The organism is Desulforadius tongensis (assembly GCF_016907915.1).
Lineage (GTDB): Bacteria > Bacillota > Desulfotomaculia > Desulfotomaculales > Desulfohalotomaculaceae > Desulforadius > Desulforadius tongensis.
The window spans coordinates 1-16100 of the sequence record NZ_JAFBCW010000040.1 but is presented as its reverse complement, the minus strand read 5'-3'; the positions used below and the strand labels follow the sequence as shown (position 1 = coordinate 16100).

Here is a 16100-nt window from a genome sequence, read left to right as displayed (position 1 = left end):
ATGAACTTCGTTCCACAACATGAACCGCCGTATACCGAACGGTACGTACGGTGGTGTGAGAGGACGGGAGTTAATCACTCCCTCCTACTCGATTATCAAGATATTTTTGCATACTGCGTTACGGTCCGTCTTCCGGGATAGTGTTTTACATTTTTAGGAAAAAATTACTGTACAGACAACAAATCACAAGCAAATTGAGCAGGAAAAGTTCTCTCTTTGCTAGAAGATATACTTTCCTTAAGGTAGACATTTATGCTGTACACGGCACCTGGGTCACGGGCGGCGAATATTCCGGGCGCGCGTGCGCAACCGGCAGGCCAGGTGCTTAAATTTAGCCGGCGGAGGAATTTTAGCGAAGGGTACGAAAACCGCCGGTTCAGCAGGATAACTTTTTCAGGGTAGATAGCGGATTTGTTAGGGGTAAAAGGAGGGATATAATGTTCCCGTCACCCGGTAATGATAGCGGAATTGCTAAAAACCTAAGGATAATAGAGTGGTTGAAAGCAGATATCTTAACATCGCTTTCGGCATTGTTTAAAGCAATGGTTAAAGGTAGTGAAGAAAGACTGCTGGACGCCCTGGCCAGCCTGGTAATTACCTCTTATATTTTAGGCCGGCGTTTAGGTATTAACTTTTCCCGCCTGGATCTTAAAATTGAGCACAAACTGAGACAAGGTATAGATGATGACCATGAAGTGGAACGATGGTACGGTGATTTATCAGAATTACTTCAATACCGTGTAAATCAACATGGTTCTAAAAGCAGTAAATTCAGGTTATAACAGACGATACCGTTACTTATCCCAAAAGAGGTGACCCTGTTGACAAGCAACAACTCAAGCCGTTCAATAGTAGAAGGAGCTCTTTTTGCAGCCCTTACAGCAGTTATTGCTCTTGCCGGTTTTTTCATACCGCCGTTATTAGTTGTAGTTGGCGTACTGATTCCCCTGCCGCTGACGTTAATGGTATACCGCCAGGGATTAAAGAAAGGTTTTTTATCACTGGTGACTGCCTACATATTACTGCTGATACTGTTTACAGAACCATTAAGTGTAACCGCCCTGATAATGCAGTCTGCCCCGCTGGGTTTGCTGCTGGGGTTGTTATTTAAAAATAAAATATCCGCTGGTAAAAGCATTGCTGCCTGTACCGCGGCATCGGCAGTTTTAACATTTACAGTATTAATTTTCATTGGCTTACTTACCGGCATCAGCCTTTCTGATATCGAAAACCAGGCCCAAATGGCAGTGGAGCAAAGTTTGCAGTTTTACCATAATGCGGGATTACTAAAAAATGTAGATGCAGATGAAATGCAGAAAAGCATGAAGCAAACTTTGCACTTGATGACCATTCTTTTACCGGGTATCTTAATTATTGGGGCTGTGTTTTCTTCGGTAATAACCTATCTATTATCCCGGGCAGTGTTAAAACGGTTAAAATACAGCGTGGTACCGCTGCCGGCCTTCAGCCGGTGGACATTTCCCTGGTACACCCTTTGGGCGCTGGTTATAGGATTGGCGCTAACCATTGCCGGGGATAGATACCAGCTGCAAACCATGGCCACAGCGGGTAAAAACATTTTGTATGTTTCAGGTATGCTGTTCATGGTTTTAGGAATATCCGTAGCCACCTATTACTATAAAAAATTACCCCTGCACCCGGCAATTAAATTAATGCTGCTGTTTTTTGCTGTAATATGGCCCTTTACACCGGCTGTCTTACTGGGTATAGGCGTAATTGACCCCCTGTTGGATATGCGCAGAATAAACCGGCAGCAGGACACAGTTAAAAGGAGGTAAGAACAATGAAAGTAATTTTAAATCAAGATGTGCCCAAACTGGGAAAAAAAGGTGATGTAATAGAAGTGGCCGAGGGTTACGGCAGGAACTACTTAATACCCCGCAACCTGGCCAGTGAAGCATCCCAGGGGAAACTTAATGAACTGGCTCAAATTAAAAAAGCTGAAAACCGTAAAAAAGAACAGCTTTTACAAGAGGCCAAAGAAACAGCGGCCAAACTGGAACAAATTAAAGTAAAGCTGACCGCTAAAGTGGGTGAAGGTGGTAAACTATTTGGAGCCATCAGCAACAAAGACATAGCTGACAGCCTGAAAAAAGAGCACGGTATTAATATAGACAAGAAAAAAATTATTTTAAAGTCTCCCATAAAAAGTCTAGGGGAGTATACAGTTAACGTTAAACTGCATCCCAAGGTACAGGCGGAATTGGCAGTTTCAATTTCAGAAGCATAAAAAAGGTGACAAACGAGCAGAGCCCAAGTCACCGGCTTGATGACCTTCGGAATATGACAGCACCGTTAAAAAGCATAATTGGCGGTTTTCAGGTGCTTGGAAAGGGGAAAGGCCTGTGAAGCAATTTATTGAAAAATTTATCAAAACGAATACTCAAGAAAATGAACCGTATCTAACTAATAAAGAACTGATCAGCAGGCAGATAAAAGTTGTTTATGAACTGCTGGCCCACATTTATGGATCGGACAAGCTGGTACTTAAAGCCAGCAAGCTGGATGCACTGCAGTTAATGCGCTCTGAAAAACCGGAAGAAAGGGTTTTGGCGCTGCAAAGATTAATATTTGAAGATCCCACATTGGCTGACCTGCCGAAGGAAGAAGAAATACCGGAGATACTGGATAAAATTAAAGATGAAATTGCCGATATACTTGCCCGGCGCACGGTGGAAGAAGACATAGAAAAGAAAATCACTGAAAAAATGCAGCAGCGCCACGAGGAATATGTACGGGAAGTAAAAATGCAGGTATTAAAAGAAACCGCCGGTCCGGAAAACGCCCAAACCCTTAAAAAACTGGCTCTTTTGGAAAAATTAGAGCGCAGCAAACTGGCCACATCAGCCATAGATGTTTTGCGGCCGCAAAAATTTGCGGATATCGTGGGTCAGGAAAGAGCCATCAGAGCGTTGGTATCTAAACTGGCCTCACCCTTTCCCCAGCATATTATCATTTACGGGCCGCCGGGTGTTGGTAAAACCACTGCCGCCAGGTTGGCGCTGGAAACAGCTAAAAAAATAGCAGGAAGCCCCTTCAGCAGGGAAGGGAAATTTGTAGAAGTGGATGGTTCAACCCTGCGTTGGGACCCCAGGGAAATAACCAACCCCCTGTTGGGATCAGTTCATGATCCCATCTACCAGGGTGCCCGCCGGGATCTGGCCGACACAGGCATCCCGGAACCGAAACCGGGGCTGGTTACCGAGGCCCACGGGGGCATACTGTTTATAGACGAGATTGGTGAACTGGATCCGATCTTACAAAACAAATTACTAAAGGTTTTGGAAGACAAAAGAGTGTACTTCGAATCATCCTACTATGATCCCGATGATCCCAATATACCTAAATATATTAAAAAATTATTTGAAGAAGGGGCACCGGCAGACTTCATTCTGATAGGTGCCACCACCCGGGAACCGGAATATATTAACCCGGCCATTCGCTCCCGCTGTGCGGAGGTATACTTTGAGCCGCTGGCGCCGGGGGATATAGAAAAGATAGTTCGCCGGGCGGCGGAAAAGCTAAAGGTAAATCTAGAAGATAAAGGCGCTCAAATTATCAGCCAGTACACCACAGAAGGACGTAAAGCTACCAACATTTTGTGTGATGCCTATGCCATGGCATGCTACCGCCACCGGAAGCAGAAAAAGGATGAAATAATAGTCACCGAAAATGATATATACGAAGTGATTCAAACCGGCCGGTTAGTACCCAATGTAACCCAAAAGGCCAGCTCGGAGCTTGAAGTGGGCAGGGTATTTGGGTTAGGAGTAATGGGCTTTTTGGGGTCGGTGCTGGAAATAGAAGCGGTATCCTTCCCCGCCCACAAGGAAGGTATGGGCAGCATCAGATTTAATGACACCGCCGGCAGCATGGCCAAAGATTCAGTATTTAATGCTGCCTCTGTAATTAGAAAGCTCACCGGTGAAGATATCAGCAATTATGATGTGCACATCAATATCGTGGGAGGCGGGCGCATTGACGGCCCTTCCGCCGGTGCGGCCATCACCATGGTGCTGCTCAGTGCAGTGCAAAATCGCCCCGTCAGACAGGATATTGCCATTACCGGGGAAATATCCATCCAGGGCAGGGTACGTGCCGTTGGCGGAATAACTGAAAAAATATACGGGGCCAGGCAGGCGGGAATTAAAAAAGTTCTTATTCCCAAAGAAAATGCCCAGGATGTACCCGCGGATTTAAAAGGAATTACAGTGATACCAGTGAGCAAAGTGGAAGAGATGCTGCCCCATGTATTCAGCGGGGAAAGCAGCTCGTTAGTAAGCTAGGTAACCGGCGGTATAACAGCCGGTTTCTTTATGGATTTATAAAATCAACCCGTTGTAAAAAGGCTGTTTTACTGAGCCGGGGGTTTAATCTTTTAACTGCTTAAAAACACCACTGCATTTATCAAAAACAAAATGTTTCGGGAGAGGTACCATGATTAATAAAGTACCACCACAAAATATAGATGCGGAACAATCGGTTTTGGGCGCAATGCTGCTGAACAAAGAAGCAGTATATAAAGTAATGGGAATTATAAAACCGGAGGATTTTTACCGCGACAGCCACCGGGAAATATACCAGGCAATTTTAAACCTGGTAGATAAAAATATCCCGGTGGATATGATTACGGTGTCCGAAGAACTGCGCCAAAACGGCACCTTGGAAAAGGCGGGCGGGGTATCATACGTGGCCTCTTTGGCCAGCCTGGTACCCACCGCCGCCAACGTGGAGTATTACGCCCGCATAGTAGAAGAGAAATCGCTGCTGCGCATGATGATTCAGCTGTCCAATAAAGTTTCTGCCATGGGCTATGAAGGCGAAGATGTGCGGCGGTTGATGAGCCAGGTAGAACAGTCGCTGACGGAATTGAGCAGCCGCCAGCAGTCGGGATCCCTTACCGCCATCAACGAAATACTGCTGAACATATTTGACTATATGGAGCAGATACAGAAAAACGACGGTGAACTCACCGGTGTGCCGACGGGATTTATAGACTTTGATCGCATGACCACCGGTTTACAAAAAAGTGATTTAATCATCCTGGCTGCCCGGCCCAGCATGGGTAAAACCACCCTGGGCTTGATGATGGCGTTAAATGCCGCCCTCCGGGCCAAAATTCCCGTGGCCATATTTAGTTTAGAAATGTCCAAAGACCAGCTGGTACAGCGCATGTTATGTGCGGAAGCCATGGTAGACCAGCATAAAATGCGCACCGGCACGCTGCAGCCCGAAGATTGGGAACGTTTAACCGAAGTGGCCGGCTACCTTGCCGAAGCACCGATATTTATTGATGATACCGCTGCCATTTCAGTAAGAGAGATGCGGGCCAAGGCCCGGCGTTTACAGGGAGAAAAGGGGCTGGGCCTGATAGTTATCGATTACCTGCAGCTGATGCAGGGCGACCGGTACAGCGAAAGCCGGCAGCAGGAAATAGCTGAAATTTCACGGTCATTGAAGGGACTGGCCAAGGAACTGAATATACCGGTGGTGGCCCTGTCACAGCTCAGCAGGGCGGTGGAACAAAGGCAGGATAAAAGACCGATCATGTCAGACCTGCGTGAAAGCGGCAGCATTGAGCAGGACGCCGATGTGATAGTGTTTATATATCGCGATGACTACTACAACCCGGAATCAGAAAAGCAGGGCATAGCTGAATTAATAATTGCCAAGCAGCGCAACGGCCCGGTGGGCTCGGTGGAATTGGGTTTCTTTAAAGAGTACACCAAGTTCGTTAACTTAGATAAAGATCATAATTAATTAAATTTTCTTTACTAACGATACTTTATTTGCTAAAATAATTATGTTTGTTAGATGCTTGATACTCATTGCACAAGCTTTGTTCCATACAACTCAAAAACCATAACGGCTTTTGAGTTATTTTTATGTCAATGGGCACACTAACTCAATGAATTGGAGGTAAAAAAAGTGCGCCAGCAGTATGATGTTATAATAGTTGGTGCCGGCCCGGCGGGAATTTTTTCTGCCCTGGAGCTGGTAAAAAACAAGCAGGGTGTTAAGGTACTGATAGTAGAAAAAGGTAGGGATATTGCCAAACGTATCTGCCCTTCCAGGGAAAAGAAGGTGCCCTGTGTTTCCTGTGATCCCTGTTCCACCGTTTGCGGCTGGGGCGGTGCCGGAGCCTTTAGTGACGGCAAATTAACCCTGTCCAGCGCGGTGGGCGGAAACCTTGACAGCTACATTGGTAAACCCAGACTAGAAGAATATATCAAATACGTGGACGATATTTACCTGGAATTCGGAGCACCGGAAAAAGTATACGGGTTAGGCCAGGAAGAAGAAATTGAAAAAATAAAACGACAGGCTTTAGAAGCCGAGCTGAAATTAGTGCCCATGCCCATTAGACACCTGGGAACCGGGCGTTGTATGGAGATTCTGCAAAATATGCAGGATTACCTGGCGGAAAAAGGGGTGGAAATTGCCACCGATTGTGCTGTGGACCAGGTGCTGGTGAAAGATAACCGGGCAGTGGGAATAAAAACCGCTGGCGGGGAAGAATTTTACGGTAAAAATGTAATACTGGCCCCCGGCCGGGAAGGTGCAGACTGGCTGCAGCAGGAAGCCAAACGCCTGAACCTTACAACAGCAGTTAACCCGGTGGACATCGGTGTACGGGTGGAGCTGCCGGCCAGTGTAATGGAACACCTTACCAAGGTGGTTTATGAATCAAAGTTTCTGTATACTTCTAAGACCTTTGATGACCAGGTTCGTACGTTTTGTATGAATCCTTATGGCGAAGTGGTTACCGAAAACAATGATGGTTTAATTACTGTAAACGGTCACAGCCACGCCTATAGAAAAACCGAAAATACCAATTTTGCCGTGCTGGTTACCAAAACCTTTACCCAACCGTTTAAAGATCCCATTAAATACGGCCGTTATATTTCCAGCTTAGCTAACTTATTAAGCGGTGGTGTGATAGTACAAAGATTGGGTGACCTGTTAAGCGGCCGTCGTTCCACCGAGAGCCGTATTAAAAAAGGTTTGGTTGAACCCACGCTAACCGAAGCGGTGCCGGGAGATTTGAGTCTGGTATTTCCGTACCGCCACTTAATGGCTATTGTAGAAATGCTGGAAGCTATGGATAAGATCGCCCCCGGGGTATTTTCACGTTTCACTTTACTGTACGGTGTGGAAGTTAAATTCTACTCCTTCCGCCTGGCCTTGAAAAACAACTTAGAAACCCACATTCAAAACTTATATGCTGCCGGTGACGGGGCAGGAGTGACCCGCGGCTTGGTACAGGCATCGGTGGCCGGTGTGGTAACTGCCAGAGAAATATTAAAGAGTCTTTATAGATAATTCAAAGGTTCTCTTTTTAGGAGGTTGAAGCTATTGTCTACCGTGGTTCTTGTCGGTGCTCAATGGGGAGATGAAGGAAAGGGTAAGGTTACTGATTTTCTTGCGGAAAAAGCAGATATAGTGGTGCGCTTTCAAGGGGGCAACAATGCCGGCCATACCGTTGTCGTGGATGATGAAGAGTTTAAACTGCATTTAATTCCTTCAGGAATTTTGTATAAAGAAAAGCTTTGCATTATTGGCAACGGTGTAGTGGTGGACCCCGCTGTTTTGCAAAAAGAACTGCAGTCACTAAAAGACCGGGGTATACCCGTTGCCAAGCTGTTAATTGATTACCGGGCCCACGTTATAATGCCCTATCACCGTCTTTTAGACGAAGCGGAAGAAGAGCAGAAAGGTAAGGCCAAAATCGGTACCACTAAGCGGGGAATTGGCCCGGCCTACAGTGATAAATCATCCCGGGTGGGTATGCGTGTTGTAGACTTACTGGATGACGAAGACTTTGCAGCCAAGCTGGTATACAACATGGATACCAAAAACAAATTATTTAACAAGTATTATAACAAACCAAGCCTGAAATATGAAGAAGTTTATAACGACTATCAAAATTATGCTCAACTGCTGCGTGAATGTGCCGCTGACTGCAGTGAAGTAATTAACGATGCCATTGAGAAGGGCAGCAACATACTGTTTGAAGGTGCCCAGGGTACTCTGCTGGATTTAGACTTTGGTACCTATCCCTATGTGACATCTTCGCACCCCATTGCTGCCGGTGCCTGCCTGGGTGCAGGTGTAGGTCCTACCAGCATTGATAAAGTAATCGGTGTGGCTAAAGCCTACACCACCAGGGTTGGAGAGGGACCGTTCCCCACTGAGCTGCACGATGAACTGGGTGAAAAAATCCGCCGGCAGGGCCATGAGTTTGGCACCACCACCGGGCGTCCCAGGCGCTGCGGCTGGTTTGATGCGGTAATTGGACGTTATTCTGCCCGTATTAACGGTTTAAATTACCTGGCCATTACAAAACTGGATGTGCTGAGCGGTCTGCCGGAAATAAAGATATGTACCGGTTATAAACTGGACGGCAAAGTAACAACATCATTCCCTGCCAGCTTAAAAACCCTTGCCCGGTGCGAACCTGTTTATGAAACACTGCCGGGATGGCAGGAAGACATTTCCGGCGCCCAAAGTATAGCGGACCTGCCTGAAAATGCCCAGCGCTACCTGCAGCGTATTTCCCAGCTGGTGGGGGTACCGCTGGCTATGGTCAGCGTGGGACCAAAACGTTCTCAAACCATCGTTATAGAGAATATCTTTTAAATAATCTGCGGCGAAGGGACTCAAAAAATGAGTCCCTTCGTTGGCAGAATTAACAGATGATAGCATAAAAAAATTTTAAAGAACTAGTTGCATAATATAATTAGTTATGTTATCATATCATTTGTCGACGGCAGACTGTATAATGTGAGCCATTAGCTCAGTTGGCAGAGCACCTGACTTTTAATCAGGGTGTCCCAGGTTCGAGTCCTGGATGGCTCACCATTTTAATTAAAAATGCTGCAGCAGTGGCCCCTTGGTCAAGTGGTCTAAGACACCGCCCTTTCACGGCGGTAACACGGGTTCGAATCCCGTAGGGGTCACCATTTATGAGCCATTAGCTCAGTTGGCAGAGCACCTGACTTTTAATCAGGGTGTCCCAGGTTCGAGTCCTGGATGGCTCACCATTTTAATTAAAAATGCTGCAGCATGAGGCCCCTTGGTCAAGTGGTCTAAGACACCGCCCTTTCACGGCGGTAACACGGGTTCGAATCCCGTAGGGGTCACCACTAAAAAATGAGCGTTGATAGCGCTCATTTTTTAATCTATGATGTTTTCAATTGGCGCGTAATGGTATATAATATAGACATAAATAAATACGTGCGGGTGTAGCTCAATGGTAGAGCACCAGCTTCCCAAGCTGGGGGTTGCGGGTTCGATCCCCGTCACCCGCTCCAATTAAACTTAGCAAAAAGCCTTCCTAGCAAATAGGAAGGCTTTTTGCTAACATTTTGATAACCACTTTTTAAATATATCCTTCCATGATAGCAGCGGCTTTTTTCTGCATTATGGGCAATAGTGGGCAATTTATTTTCAGCAATCGGCATGGTATGCTCTGAATTTGCTGCTGCTTTCCCCTGTTAATATAGTTTAGGCCATATTGCCGGAAGTTTTATCTAGTGTCGAAATATACAGCAAAGTTTTCAGATAATTTTAGAGGAATTTTTGTAAATATTGCAGAAATATTTCTGCAAAGAAAAAGTTTGCCTTTGGAGGTTACCGTTGGATATAGATGCTTTAATGAGTTTGGTAGAATCAATACCCAATGGAGAATATATTTTAGCAATTTTTTTGGCAATTTACTTGTTGATGTCTCTATTTATTGTAAATAAAAGAATAAAGGATGGTAATGAAGGTACATTCTTGTGGGGGTTATATACTATAAAACCTCATGACAAAATAAAACAATTAAAGGATTTGTGCGAAAACCAAAAAAAACAATTTAAAGAAATTAATGAAATAGCTGAACAAAAAAACAATATTTTAAAACTAATTCATGACGTGTCTGAGGAAATAACAAAGCTAATCAGTATTAAAGATAATCATGAGTTTAGGCATAGAAAAAATAAAATACTTGAACTTATTTTGCATAGCATAAATGGTGTAATAACAAACAAAAAAGACAATTATCATAGAGTTGCAATTTTTGTACCAAAAGGAAATGAACTTAAAATATACAAAGCTATGGGATATAGTGCAGAAATCGAAAAAGAGTTAAAGCTGCCAATAAATACATCATTTGCAGGCAATGTCTTAATTACTGGCAGACCTTTATATTCTGGTGATGTGCAAAACGAAAAAATATATCACCGTTTGTCAAAGACAAAAAAGGTTTATAACTCATTAGCATGTGTTCCAATAAAAGTTAAAGGAAAAAATATAGGAGTTTTAAGTATAGATGGAACACAGAAAAATTCTTTTAGGGAAGATGATATTGATTGTCTAAATTATTTTGCTGGCCTTATAGCACAAATTTTTGAATTGGAAAAATTTCATGATGTTATGGTATCATTAGAATATAAAAGAAAATATAAAAGGAGGGTTGCAGATGATAGAAGAGAAGAAAGGGAGGGAACATCAATCTCTTAGGGAAGATTATTTTGCTGGTAAAATAACTGTAGAAGAATATGTAGAAAAAAGAAATAATAGCAAGGAAGGAGATCGTAGGAGACGTGCAATCTTACGCGAATTTAATGCAACACAAGAAAAACTGGCAAGGTTATTTTAAATGATATAGCCCTGGTTGCTTTAATTAAGTAAGCAGGGCTATATCATTTATAAGGGGTAAACCCCAAATGCCAAATCTATGGCTGGGCATTTCGGTAAAGGAGTCTTCCCAGATACCTAGATGATTTAAAAACCATTTCCGGTACGCCTCCCAATTTTTTGGGAGGCGTTTTTGGTTGCCTAAAGCAGCTTCCACCCGAATATTAAGAGCGGTTTTCTAATATATCAAAAATATAAATCCAATTGATGCTCTTTCATATTTACATTATAATGTAATGTGGAAAGGGGATGAGATGATGGGTAAGCATATCAAAACATTAAACACCAAGTCACTGGCTGACACCGTTAAAACCGGTGGATGCGGTGAATGTCAGACATCCTGCCAATCAGCGTGCAAAACTTCCTGCACCGTAGGCAACCAGGTTTGCGCTAAAGAATCAAAATAAATCATTCTGCAGAACCCGATCCTTACCGGATTGGGTTGAATTTTGTTTAGGAGGTCCTTTATATTGATACATAAATTTGAATTTGATGATACCAAGCTGGTTTTAGATGTACACAGCGGGGCTCTGCACCAGGTGGACGACTTAACCTGGGAAGTGCTGGATGAATGTCAGCAGCACTCCAGGGAAGAGATAATCAACCGGTACAGTGCCCGTTATAAGCCGGAAGAAGTGGAAGCGGTGCTGGATGAAATATACCAGCTGATTGAGCAGGGCCTGCTCTTCAGTGCCGATCCCTTTGAAAACGGCTATAACCCGCAGCCCAGTGTTGTTAAAGCTCTGTGCCTGCACATTGCCCACGACTGCAATCTGCGCTGCAGGTATTGTTTTGCAGGGCAGGGGCCCTTTGGCGGGGACCGCAGTTTGATGAGCTTTGAAATCGGCCGGGCGGCCATAGACTTTTTATTAAAACAAAGCGCCGGTCGAAAACATGTGGAAGTAGACTTTTTCGGCGGTGAACCGCTGTTGAATTTTTCGGTGGTAAAACAACTGGTTGAGTATGGACGCGAGAAGGCAGCAGCGGCTGGAAAGGTAATAAAATTTACCCTTACAACCAACGCAGTGCTGCTGGATGAAAAAGTGGAACAGTACCTGCTGGATAACAATATCAGCGTAGTGTTAAGCCTGGACGGGAGGCAAAAAGTACATGATAAAATGCGTCCCACCCCTAGGGGCAGCGGTTCATACCAGCGGGTGTTGAAAAATATTAAGCGCATAGTAAGTAAGAACCCGCCCGGTGGCTACTATGTAAGGGGTACGTACACCAGGCACAACATGGATTTTAGCCAAGACGTACTGCATATGGTTGATCAGGGGTTTGTAGAGGTTTCCGTGGAGCCTGTTATTGCCGCGCCGGAGGATGATTTTGCCCTGCGCATGGAAGATGTGGCGAGGTTAAAAGAAGAGTACCGAAAATTAACCAGAGAGATACTGCGGCTTAAACGGCAGGGGAGAGAAATTAATTTCTTTCACTTTAACATAGATCTTCAAGGGGGCCCCTGCCTGGCCAAACGCCTGTCCGGCTGCGGGGCGGGACATGAGTATATGGCCGTAACACCAGATGGGTATCTGTATCCCTGTCACCAGTTTGTGGGCCGGCCGGAGTTTCAAATTGGCCACGTCAGTGAAGAAAATTTAAACCGGAACATAATGCAAAAATTCAAATCGGCCCATATTTACAACAAAGAAGGCTGCGCCCAGTGTTGGGCCAAGTATCACTGCAGCGGCGGCTGTCACGCCAACGCCCACTTATTTAACAATGACATACTGGTACCCCATCAGCTGGGGTGCGAGCTGGCGAAAATCAGATTGGAATGCGCGCTGTACCTGCAGGCAAAATGGCATGAATTAGACGGTCAATAGCCATAATCCTGCTTGATTCATCAAATTGGTATTTTAAGGCGGTTTTTCATATCTTTTCATCAATTTACTAAAGCGGTAGAGGTGTGCTATAATAACTGTGTTTTTTAGGTAGAATTACTAGTGCAGTCACTGCATACCAATAATAGCAAATGTTTTTATCAGGCATATAAAGCGAGAGGGGTTGTACCGGATGTCTTCTAAGCATCTTACCGCTGGGGAAAAACTGCCTCCCTTTAGCCAGCTGCCCTTTAAAAAGCGGGTGGGCTGGGCAGCAGCTGCTGTTTTGTTGATTATACTGACAGTTGTTTATATGGTTAATTATGATAAAGCTTATGCTGTTGTGGTGGATGGAAGAACCATTGCCACAGTGGCCGGTAAAAGTGATGCCGAAGCGGTTATTAAAGAACTAACTGACCGGCAGGCGAAAAAATTTGGTAAACAGGTGGAAATAAAGCAGGATATTTCCATTAAAAAAGTAAATAAAGAAGGTAAATCTCTGGTGAGCAGGGATGAACTGCAGCGGCGCCTGGTGCCTTTGCTTACTTACCAGCTGCCCGGTGCGGCGGTAAAGGTAGACGGGGAAGTGCGTTTTGTTTTTGCCGGCAAAAAAACTGCTGAGGAATTCCTTGCTGCTCTCAAAAAAGAGTATAAAACCGCTGACAATGCAAAGGTAAAATTTGAGGAAAAAGTGGAAGTTGTGGAAATGCCGGTGCAGGTTGATGAAGTTGTTGATGTAAAAACCGCGCTGGCCAGGGTGAAAGAAAACGGTAAAATACCCCAGTACACCGTAAAAGAAGGAGATACCCTGTGGGACATTGCTTACAGCAATGGGATTTCAGTGGATAAACTAATTGCGGCTAACCCGGGCTTTAAACCGGAGCTGATGCAAATCGGCCAGGTGCTGAAATTATCGGATAAAAAGCCTTTAATAAATGTGGTGTCAGTTTATGAAAAAACCGTTGAGGAAAAAATTAAAGCCCCGGTTAAAGTTAAGCGCAATGCGAAAATGCTGCAGGGTAAAACCAAGGTGCTGGAGGAAGGCGAAGACGGCTTAAAGGAAGTTAAGTATAAATTTATTGCCCAAAACGGTGTAGAAACAGAAAAAATCGTCTTAGCCGAAAAGGTAATCAAGGAACCTAAAGCCAAAGTGGTGGAAAAGGGTACCCGGATGCTGGTTGCCTCTCGTAACTTTGGCGGCGGCAGGCTGGCCAAACCATCCAGCGGGGGAATTTCTTCCGCTTTTGGAATGCGCTGGGGACGCCGTCACACCGGCGTTGATTTGGGTGCTCCTTACGGCAGCCCCGTGGTAGCTGCTGAAGCAGGCAGGGTGATTAGAGCCGGTTGGTACGGGGGTTACGGAAAGTGCATAGATATCGACCACGGAAACGGTTTGGTTACCCGGTATGGTCACCTGTCAAAAATTAAAGTATCGGTGGGTCAGTATGTACAGCGCCGGCAGGTTATCGGCAATGTGGGCACCACCGGCCGCACCACCGGGCCGCACCTGCACTTTGAAGTTCGGATCAACGGAGTACCGCAGAATCCCGCCAATTATATATAACTTTAACATTATCCCCTGGTGCTTTAAAGGCCAGGGGTTTTATTTATTCTTATTGTACTGTAAATGCCGCTGAAAATAGTAACAAAACAGTTACAGTTTAAGCAGCTGCAGCCGGTTAAATAATCACAGCAGTTATTTAGTTATTTCCAGCATAAAGAGTCTTTTGTAGATTAGTTCGTGGTGGTATAATGTAAAAAGCGTGAACTAGTAGAGGAGGAGATTTAGTTGTTTTTCGATCGCAGGAGACTGAAAAAACAAGCCAGAGTGATATTTATTGTACTGGTGGTTGTTTTATCTGCAGGTTTAATTATGAGTTCAATAAAATGGGCTGGTACTCCCTCTAAAACTATAAGCCGTGCCCAGCAGGGAATAACGCAGGAAGAAATGCAGAAATACTTCCAGGAAAAAATTGATGAGCTGGAAAAGAAAGTTAAAGATAATCCTAAAGATGCAAAGGCACTGTCGGAACTGGCTTCGCTGTACACAATAACCGGTGAAAGCAAAAAGGCCATAGCCCAATATCAAAAAATTATCGCCCTGCAGCCGGATAACGTTGATGCCAGGTTAAATCTTGCTTCGGTATACTACAATAATAATGAAATAGACAAAGCGGAGGAGCAAATTGAACTGGCGGTGGAAAAACAGCCGGAAAATATCAACGCCCGGATGAACCTGGCCACCATTTACTTCTACAACAATAAGTACGATCAAGCTGAAGAGCAGGTAAAACATGTGCTGGATAAACAGCAGAACAACGCCACCGCGCACCGGCTGTACGCTTATATACTGGCCAACGGTAAAGAGGATTATAAAGCGGCGGTAAAAGAACTGGATAAATTTATTGAGCTGGCCAAAGAAGGCCCGTTGGTGGACAAGGCAAAAGAAGTAAAGAAAGATTGGCAGAAAAAAATTAAAGAATAAATGCATATTTGCTTACTGATATTACCACTGGCATCGGTCTTTCCAATAAAGTTATAATTTAATTGGTTGGTTAGACAGGGGGTGGTGCCGGTGGAAAACAGCAGCATACACCCAACCGCAATAACAATAGCTTTAGCATTTATAATACTAGTTTTTGCGGTCATAATGTGGGGTGGATGCAGTTACCGGCTGTATATGCACAGTTTAGGCAGAGAAATGGGTAAAGCGGGGACGATGCTGCAAACAGCCGGTTTGCCGGAAATTAAAGGCCGCTATTTTATAGTAAAATACTACCCGGGCGATAAAGAACAGGCCCAAATGGTACTGCAGGCGGCAGAAAAATTTATCCAACCGGTTTCACAAAAACTAAAATACACTCCCCGGGGAAAAGAAATAATAATAGTATATCCCACCAGGGAAAAACTAAATGCCTATTTTGGCTGGCCGGCGGATGAAAGTGCCATGGGCGTATACTGGGCCGGTACAATTAGAGTGCTGGCACCAAGGGAGTGGGTTGATACAGAAGACGGCCGGGAAGCCTGGAATAAATTTGTAAACTCCGGCCCCATGGCCCATGAAATTGCCCACCTGGTGGTTGACCACCGAACAAAGGGCAATTATAACCGCTGGTTTACCGAAGGAGTTGCCCAATACGTAGAATTGGAACTGACCGGTTTTCGTTTTCGTGATCCCGCCGGTTCCCTGGAAAATAATAGATATTCACTGCAGCAGTTAAGCGACAATTTTGACCGGCTGCCCAACCAGTCGCTGGCTTACAGGCAGTCGCTGGCCGCTGTGTACTACCTGGTACACCGGTATGGTGAAGATTCACTGGTAGAAATTATGGATTTATTAGCCGAAGGCGCTGCATTAGATCAAGCATTACAAAAGGTATGCCGGCTGAACCTGCCGGACTTTGAAAATAAACTGAATGATTGGTTAGATAAAAACTGGTCCATGTTTTCATAAATCAGACCTCAGATAAGGGGTCTGATTTTTTATGTGTGCCCGGCATGGGCAATGTCTATAGGGTGAAAGTCCCGAACGTTGAAGGTAGCAGTAAACGTTAGCTTAAGGCAAGGGTGTCC

Annotated in this window: 14 protein-coding genes and 5 tRNA genes; all 19 read left to right on the top strand. The window is 44.8% G+C overall.

Going from position 1 to position 16100, the window contains the following annotated elements; all coding sequences use genetic code 11:
- Nucleotides 1-437: 437 nt before the first annotated feature.
- The 19 genes from JOC37_RS12440 to JOC37_RS13635 all read left to right on the top strand — a co-directional run bounded on the left by JOC37_RS12440 (nucleotide 438) and on the right by JOC37_RS13635 (nucleotide 15981).
- Nucleotides 438-782, top strand: a complete 345-nt coding sequence (locus JOC37_RS12440; RefSeq protein WP_204619408.1) for a MazG-like family protein — start codon at nucleotides 438-440, stop codon at nucleotides 780-782.
- 39 nt (nucleotides 783-821) lie between these two features.
- On the top strand, nucleotides 822-1799 hold the full coding sequence (locus JOC37_RS12435; RefSeq protein WP_204619407.1) for a YybS family protein: 978 nt from the start codon (nucleotides 822-824) through the stop codon (nucleotides 1797-1799).
- A gap of 5 nt (nucleotides 1800-1804) precedes the next feature.
- Complete coding sequence (gene rplI / locus JOC37_RS12430) at nucleotides 1805-2251, top strand: 50S ribosomal protein L9 (RefSeq protein WP_204619406.1); 447 nt, start codon at nucleotides 1805-1807, stop codon at nucleotides 2249-2251.
- A gap of 115 nt (nucleotides 2252-2366) precedes the next feature.
- Nucleotides 2367-4307, top strand: coding sequence for a Lon family ATP-dependent protease (lonC, locus tag JOC37_RS12425; RefSeq protein ID WP_204619404.1), 1941 nt, complete (start codon nucleotides 2367-2369; stop codon nucleotides 4305-4307).
- A 151-nt stretch (nucleotides 4308-4458) separates the two neighbouring features.
- On the top strand, nucleotides 4459-5781 hold the full coding sequence (gene dnaB, locus JOC37_RS12420; protein WP_204619403.1) for a replicative DNA helicase: 1323 nt from the start codon (nucleotides 4459-4461) through the stop codon (nucleotides 5779-5781).
- 168 nt (nucleotides 5782-5949) lie between these two features.
- Complete coding sequence (locus tag JOC37_RS12415; protein ID WP_204619402.1) at nucleotides 5950-7344, top strand: FAD-dependent protein; 1395 nt, start codon at nucleotides 5950-5952, stop codon at nucleotides 7342-7344.
- A 33-nt stretch (nucleotides 7345-7377) separates the two neighbouring features.
- Complete coding sequence (locus JOC37_RS12410) at nucleotides 7378-8661, top strand: adenylosuccinate synthase (RefSeq protein ID WP_204619401.1); 1284 nt, start codon at nucleotides 7378-7380, stop codon at nucleotides 8659-8661.
- Between the two features lie 146 nt (nucleotides 8662-8807).
- Nucleotides 8808-8883 (top strand) — tRNA-Lys (locus JOC37_RS12405).
- A gap of 25 nt (nucleotides 8884-8908) precedes the next feature.
- A tRNA-Glu gene (locus tag JOC37_RS12400) sits at nucleotides 8909-8984 on the top strand.
- A gap of 5 nt (nucleotides 8985-8989) precedes the next feature.
- Nucleotides 8990-9065, top strand: a tRNA-Lys gene (locus JOC37_RS12395).
- Between the two features lie 26 nt (nucleotides 9066-9091).
- A tRNA-Glu gene (locus tag JOC37_RS12390) sits at nucleotides 9092-9167 on the top strand.
- Nucleotides 9168-9260: 93 nt separating this feature from the next.
- A tRNA-Gly gene (locus JOC37_RS12385) sits at nucleotides 9261-9335 on the top strand.
- A 325-nt stretch (nucleotides 9336-9660) separates the two neighbouring features.
- Complete coding sequence (locus JOC37_RS12380) at nucleotides 9661-10527, top strand: GAF domain-containing protein (RefSeq protein ID WP_204619400.1); 867 nt, start codon at nucleotides 9661-9663, stop codon at nucleotides 10525-10527.
- Nucleotides 10487-10666 (top strand): hypothetical protein, encoded by a 180-nt coding sequence (locus JOC37_RS12375; RefSeq protein WP_204619398.1) that lies wholly within the window; start codon nucleotides 10487-10489, stop codon nucleotides 10664-10666. The genes JOC37_RS12380 and JOC37_RS12375 overlap by 41 nt, the downstream gene beginning before the upstream one ends.
- A gap of 295 nt (nucleotides 10667-10961) precedes the next feature.
- Entirely contained in the window at nucleotides 10962-11111 is a 150-nt protein-coding gene (scfA, locus tag JOC37_RS12370; RefSeq protein ID WP_204619396.1) for a six-cysteine ranthipeptide SCIFF, read from the top strand.
- 63 nt (nucleotides 11112-11174) lie between these two features.
- Nucleotides 11175-12530 (top strand): thioether cross-link-forming SCIFF peptide maturase, encoded by a 1356-nt coding sequence (gene scfB, locus JOC37_RS12365; RefSeq protein WP_204619394.1) that lies wholly within the window; start codon nucleotides 11175-11177, stop codon nucleotides 12528-12530.
- 190 nt (nucleotides 12531-12720) lie between these two features.
- On the top strand, nucleotides 12721-14091 hold the full coding sequence (locus JOC37_RS12360) for a peptidoglycan DD-metalloendopeptidase family protein (RefSeq protein ID WP_204619392.1): 1371 nt from the start codon (nucleotides 12721-12723) through the stop codon (nucleotides 14089-14091).
- Between the two features lie 225 nt (nucleotides 14092-14316).
- Nucleotides 14317-15012, top strand: a complete 696-nt coding sequence (locus JOC37_RS12355) for a tetratricopeptide repeat protein (protein ID WP_204619390.1) — start codon at nucleotides 14317-14319, stop codon at nucleotides 15010-15012.
- A 90-nt stretch (nucleotides 15013-15102) separates the two neighbouring features.
- Entirely contained in the window at nucleotides 15103-15981 is an 879-nt protein-coding gene (locus JOC37_RS13635; protein WP_204619388.1) for a peptidase MA family metallohydrolase, read from the top strand.
- The last annotated feature ends 119 nt before the right edge of the window (nucleotides 15982-16100 follow it).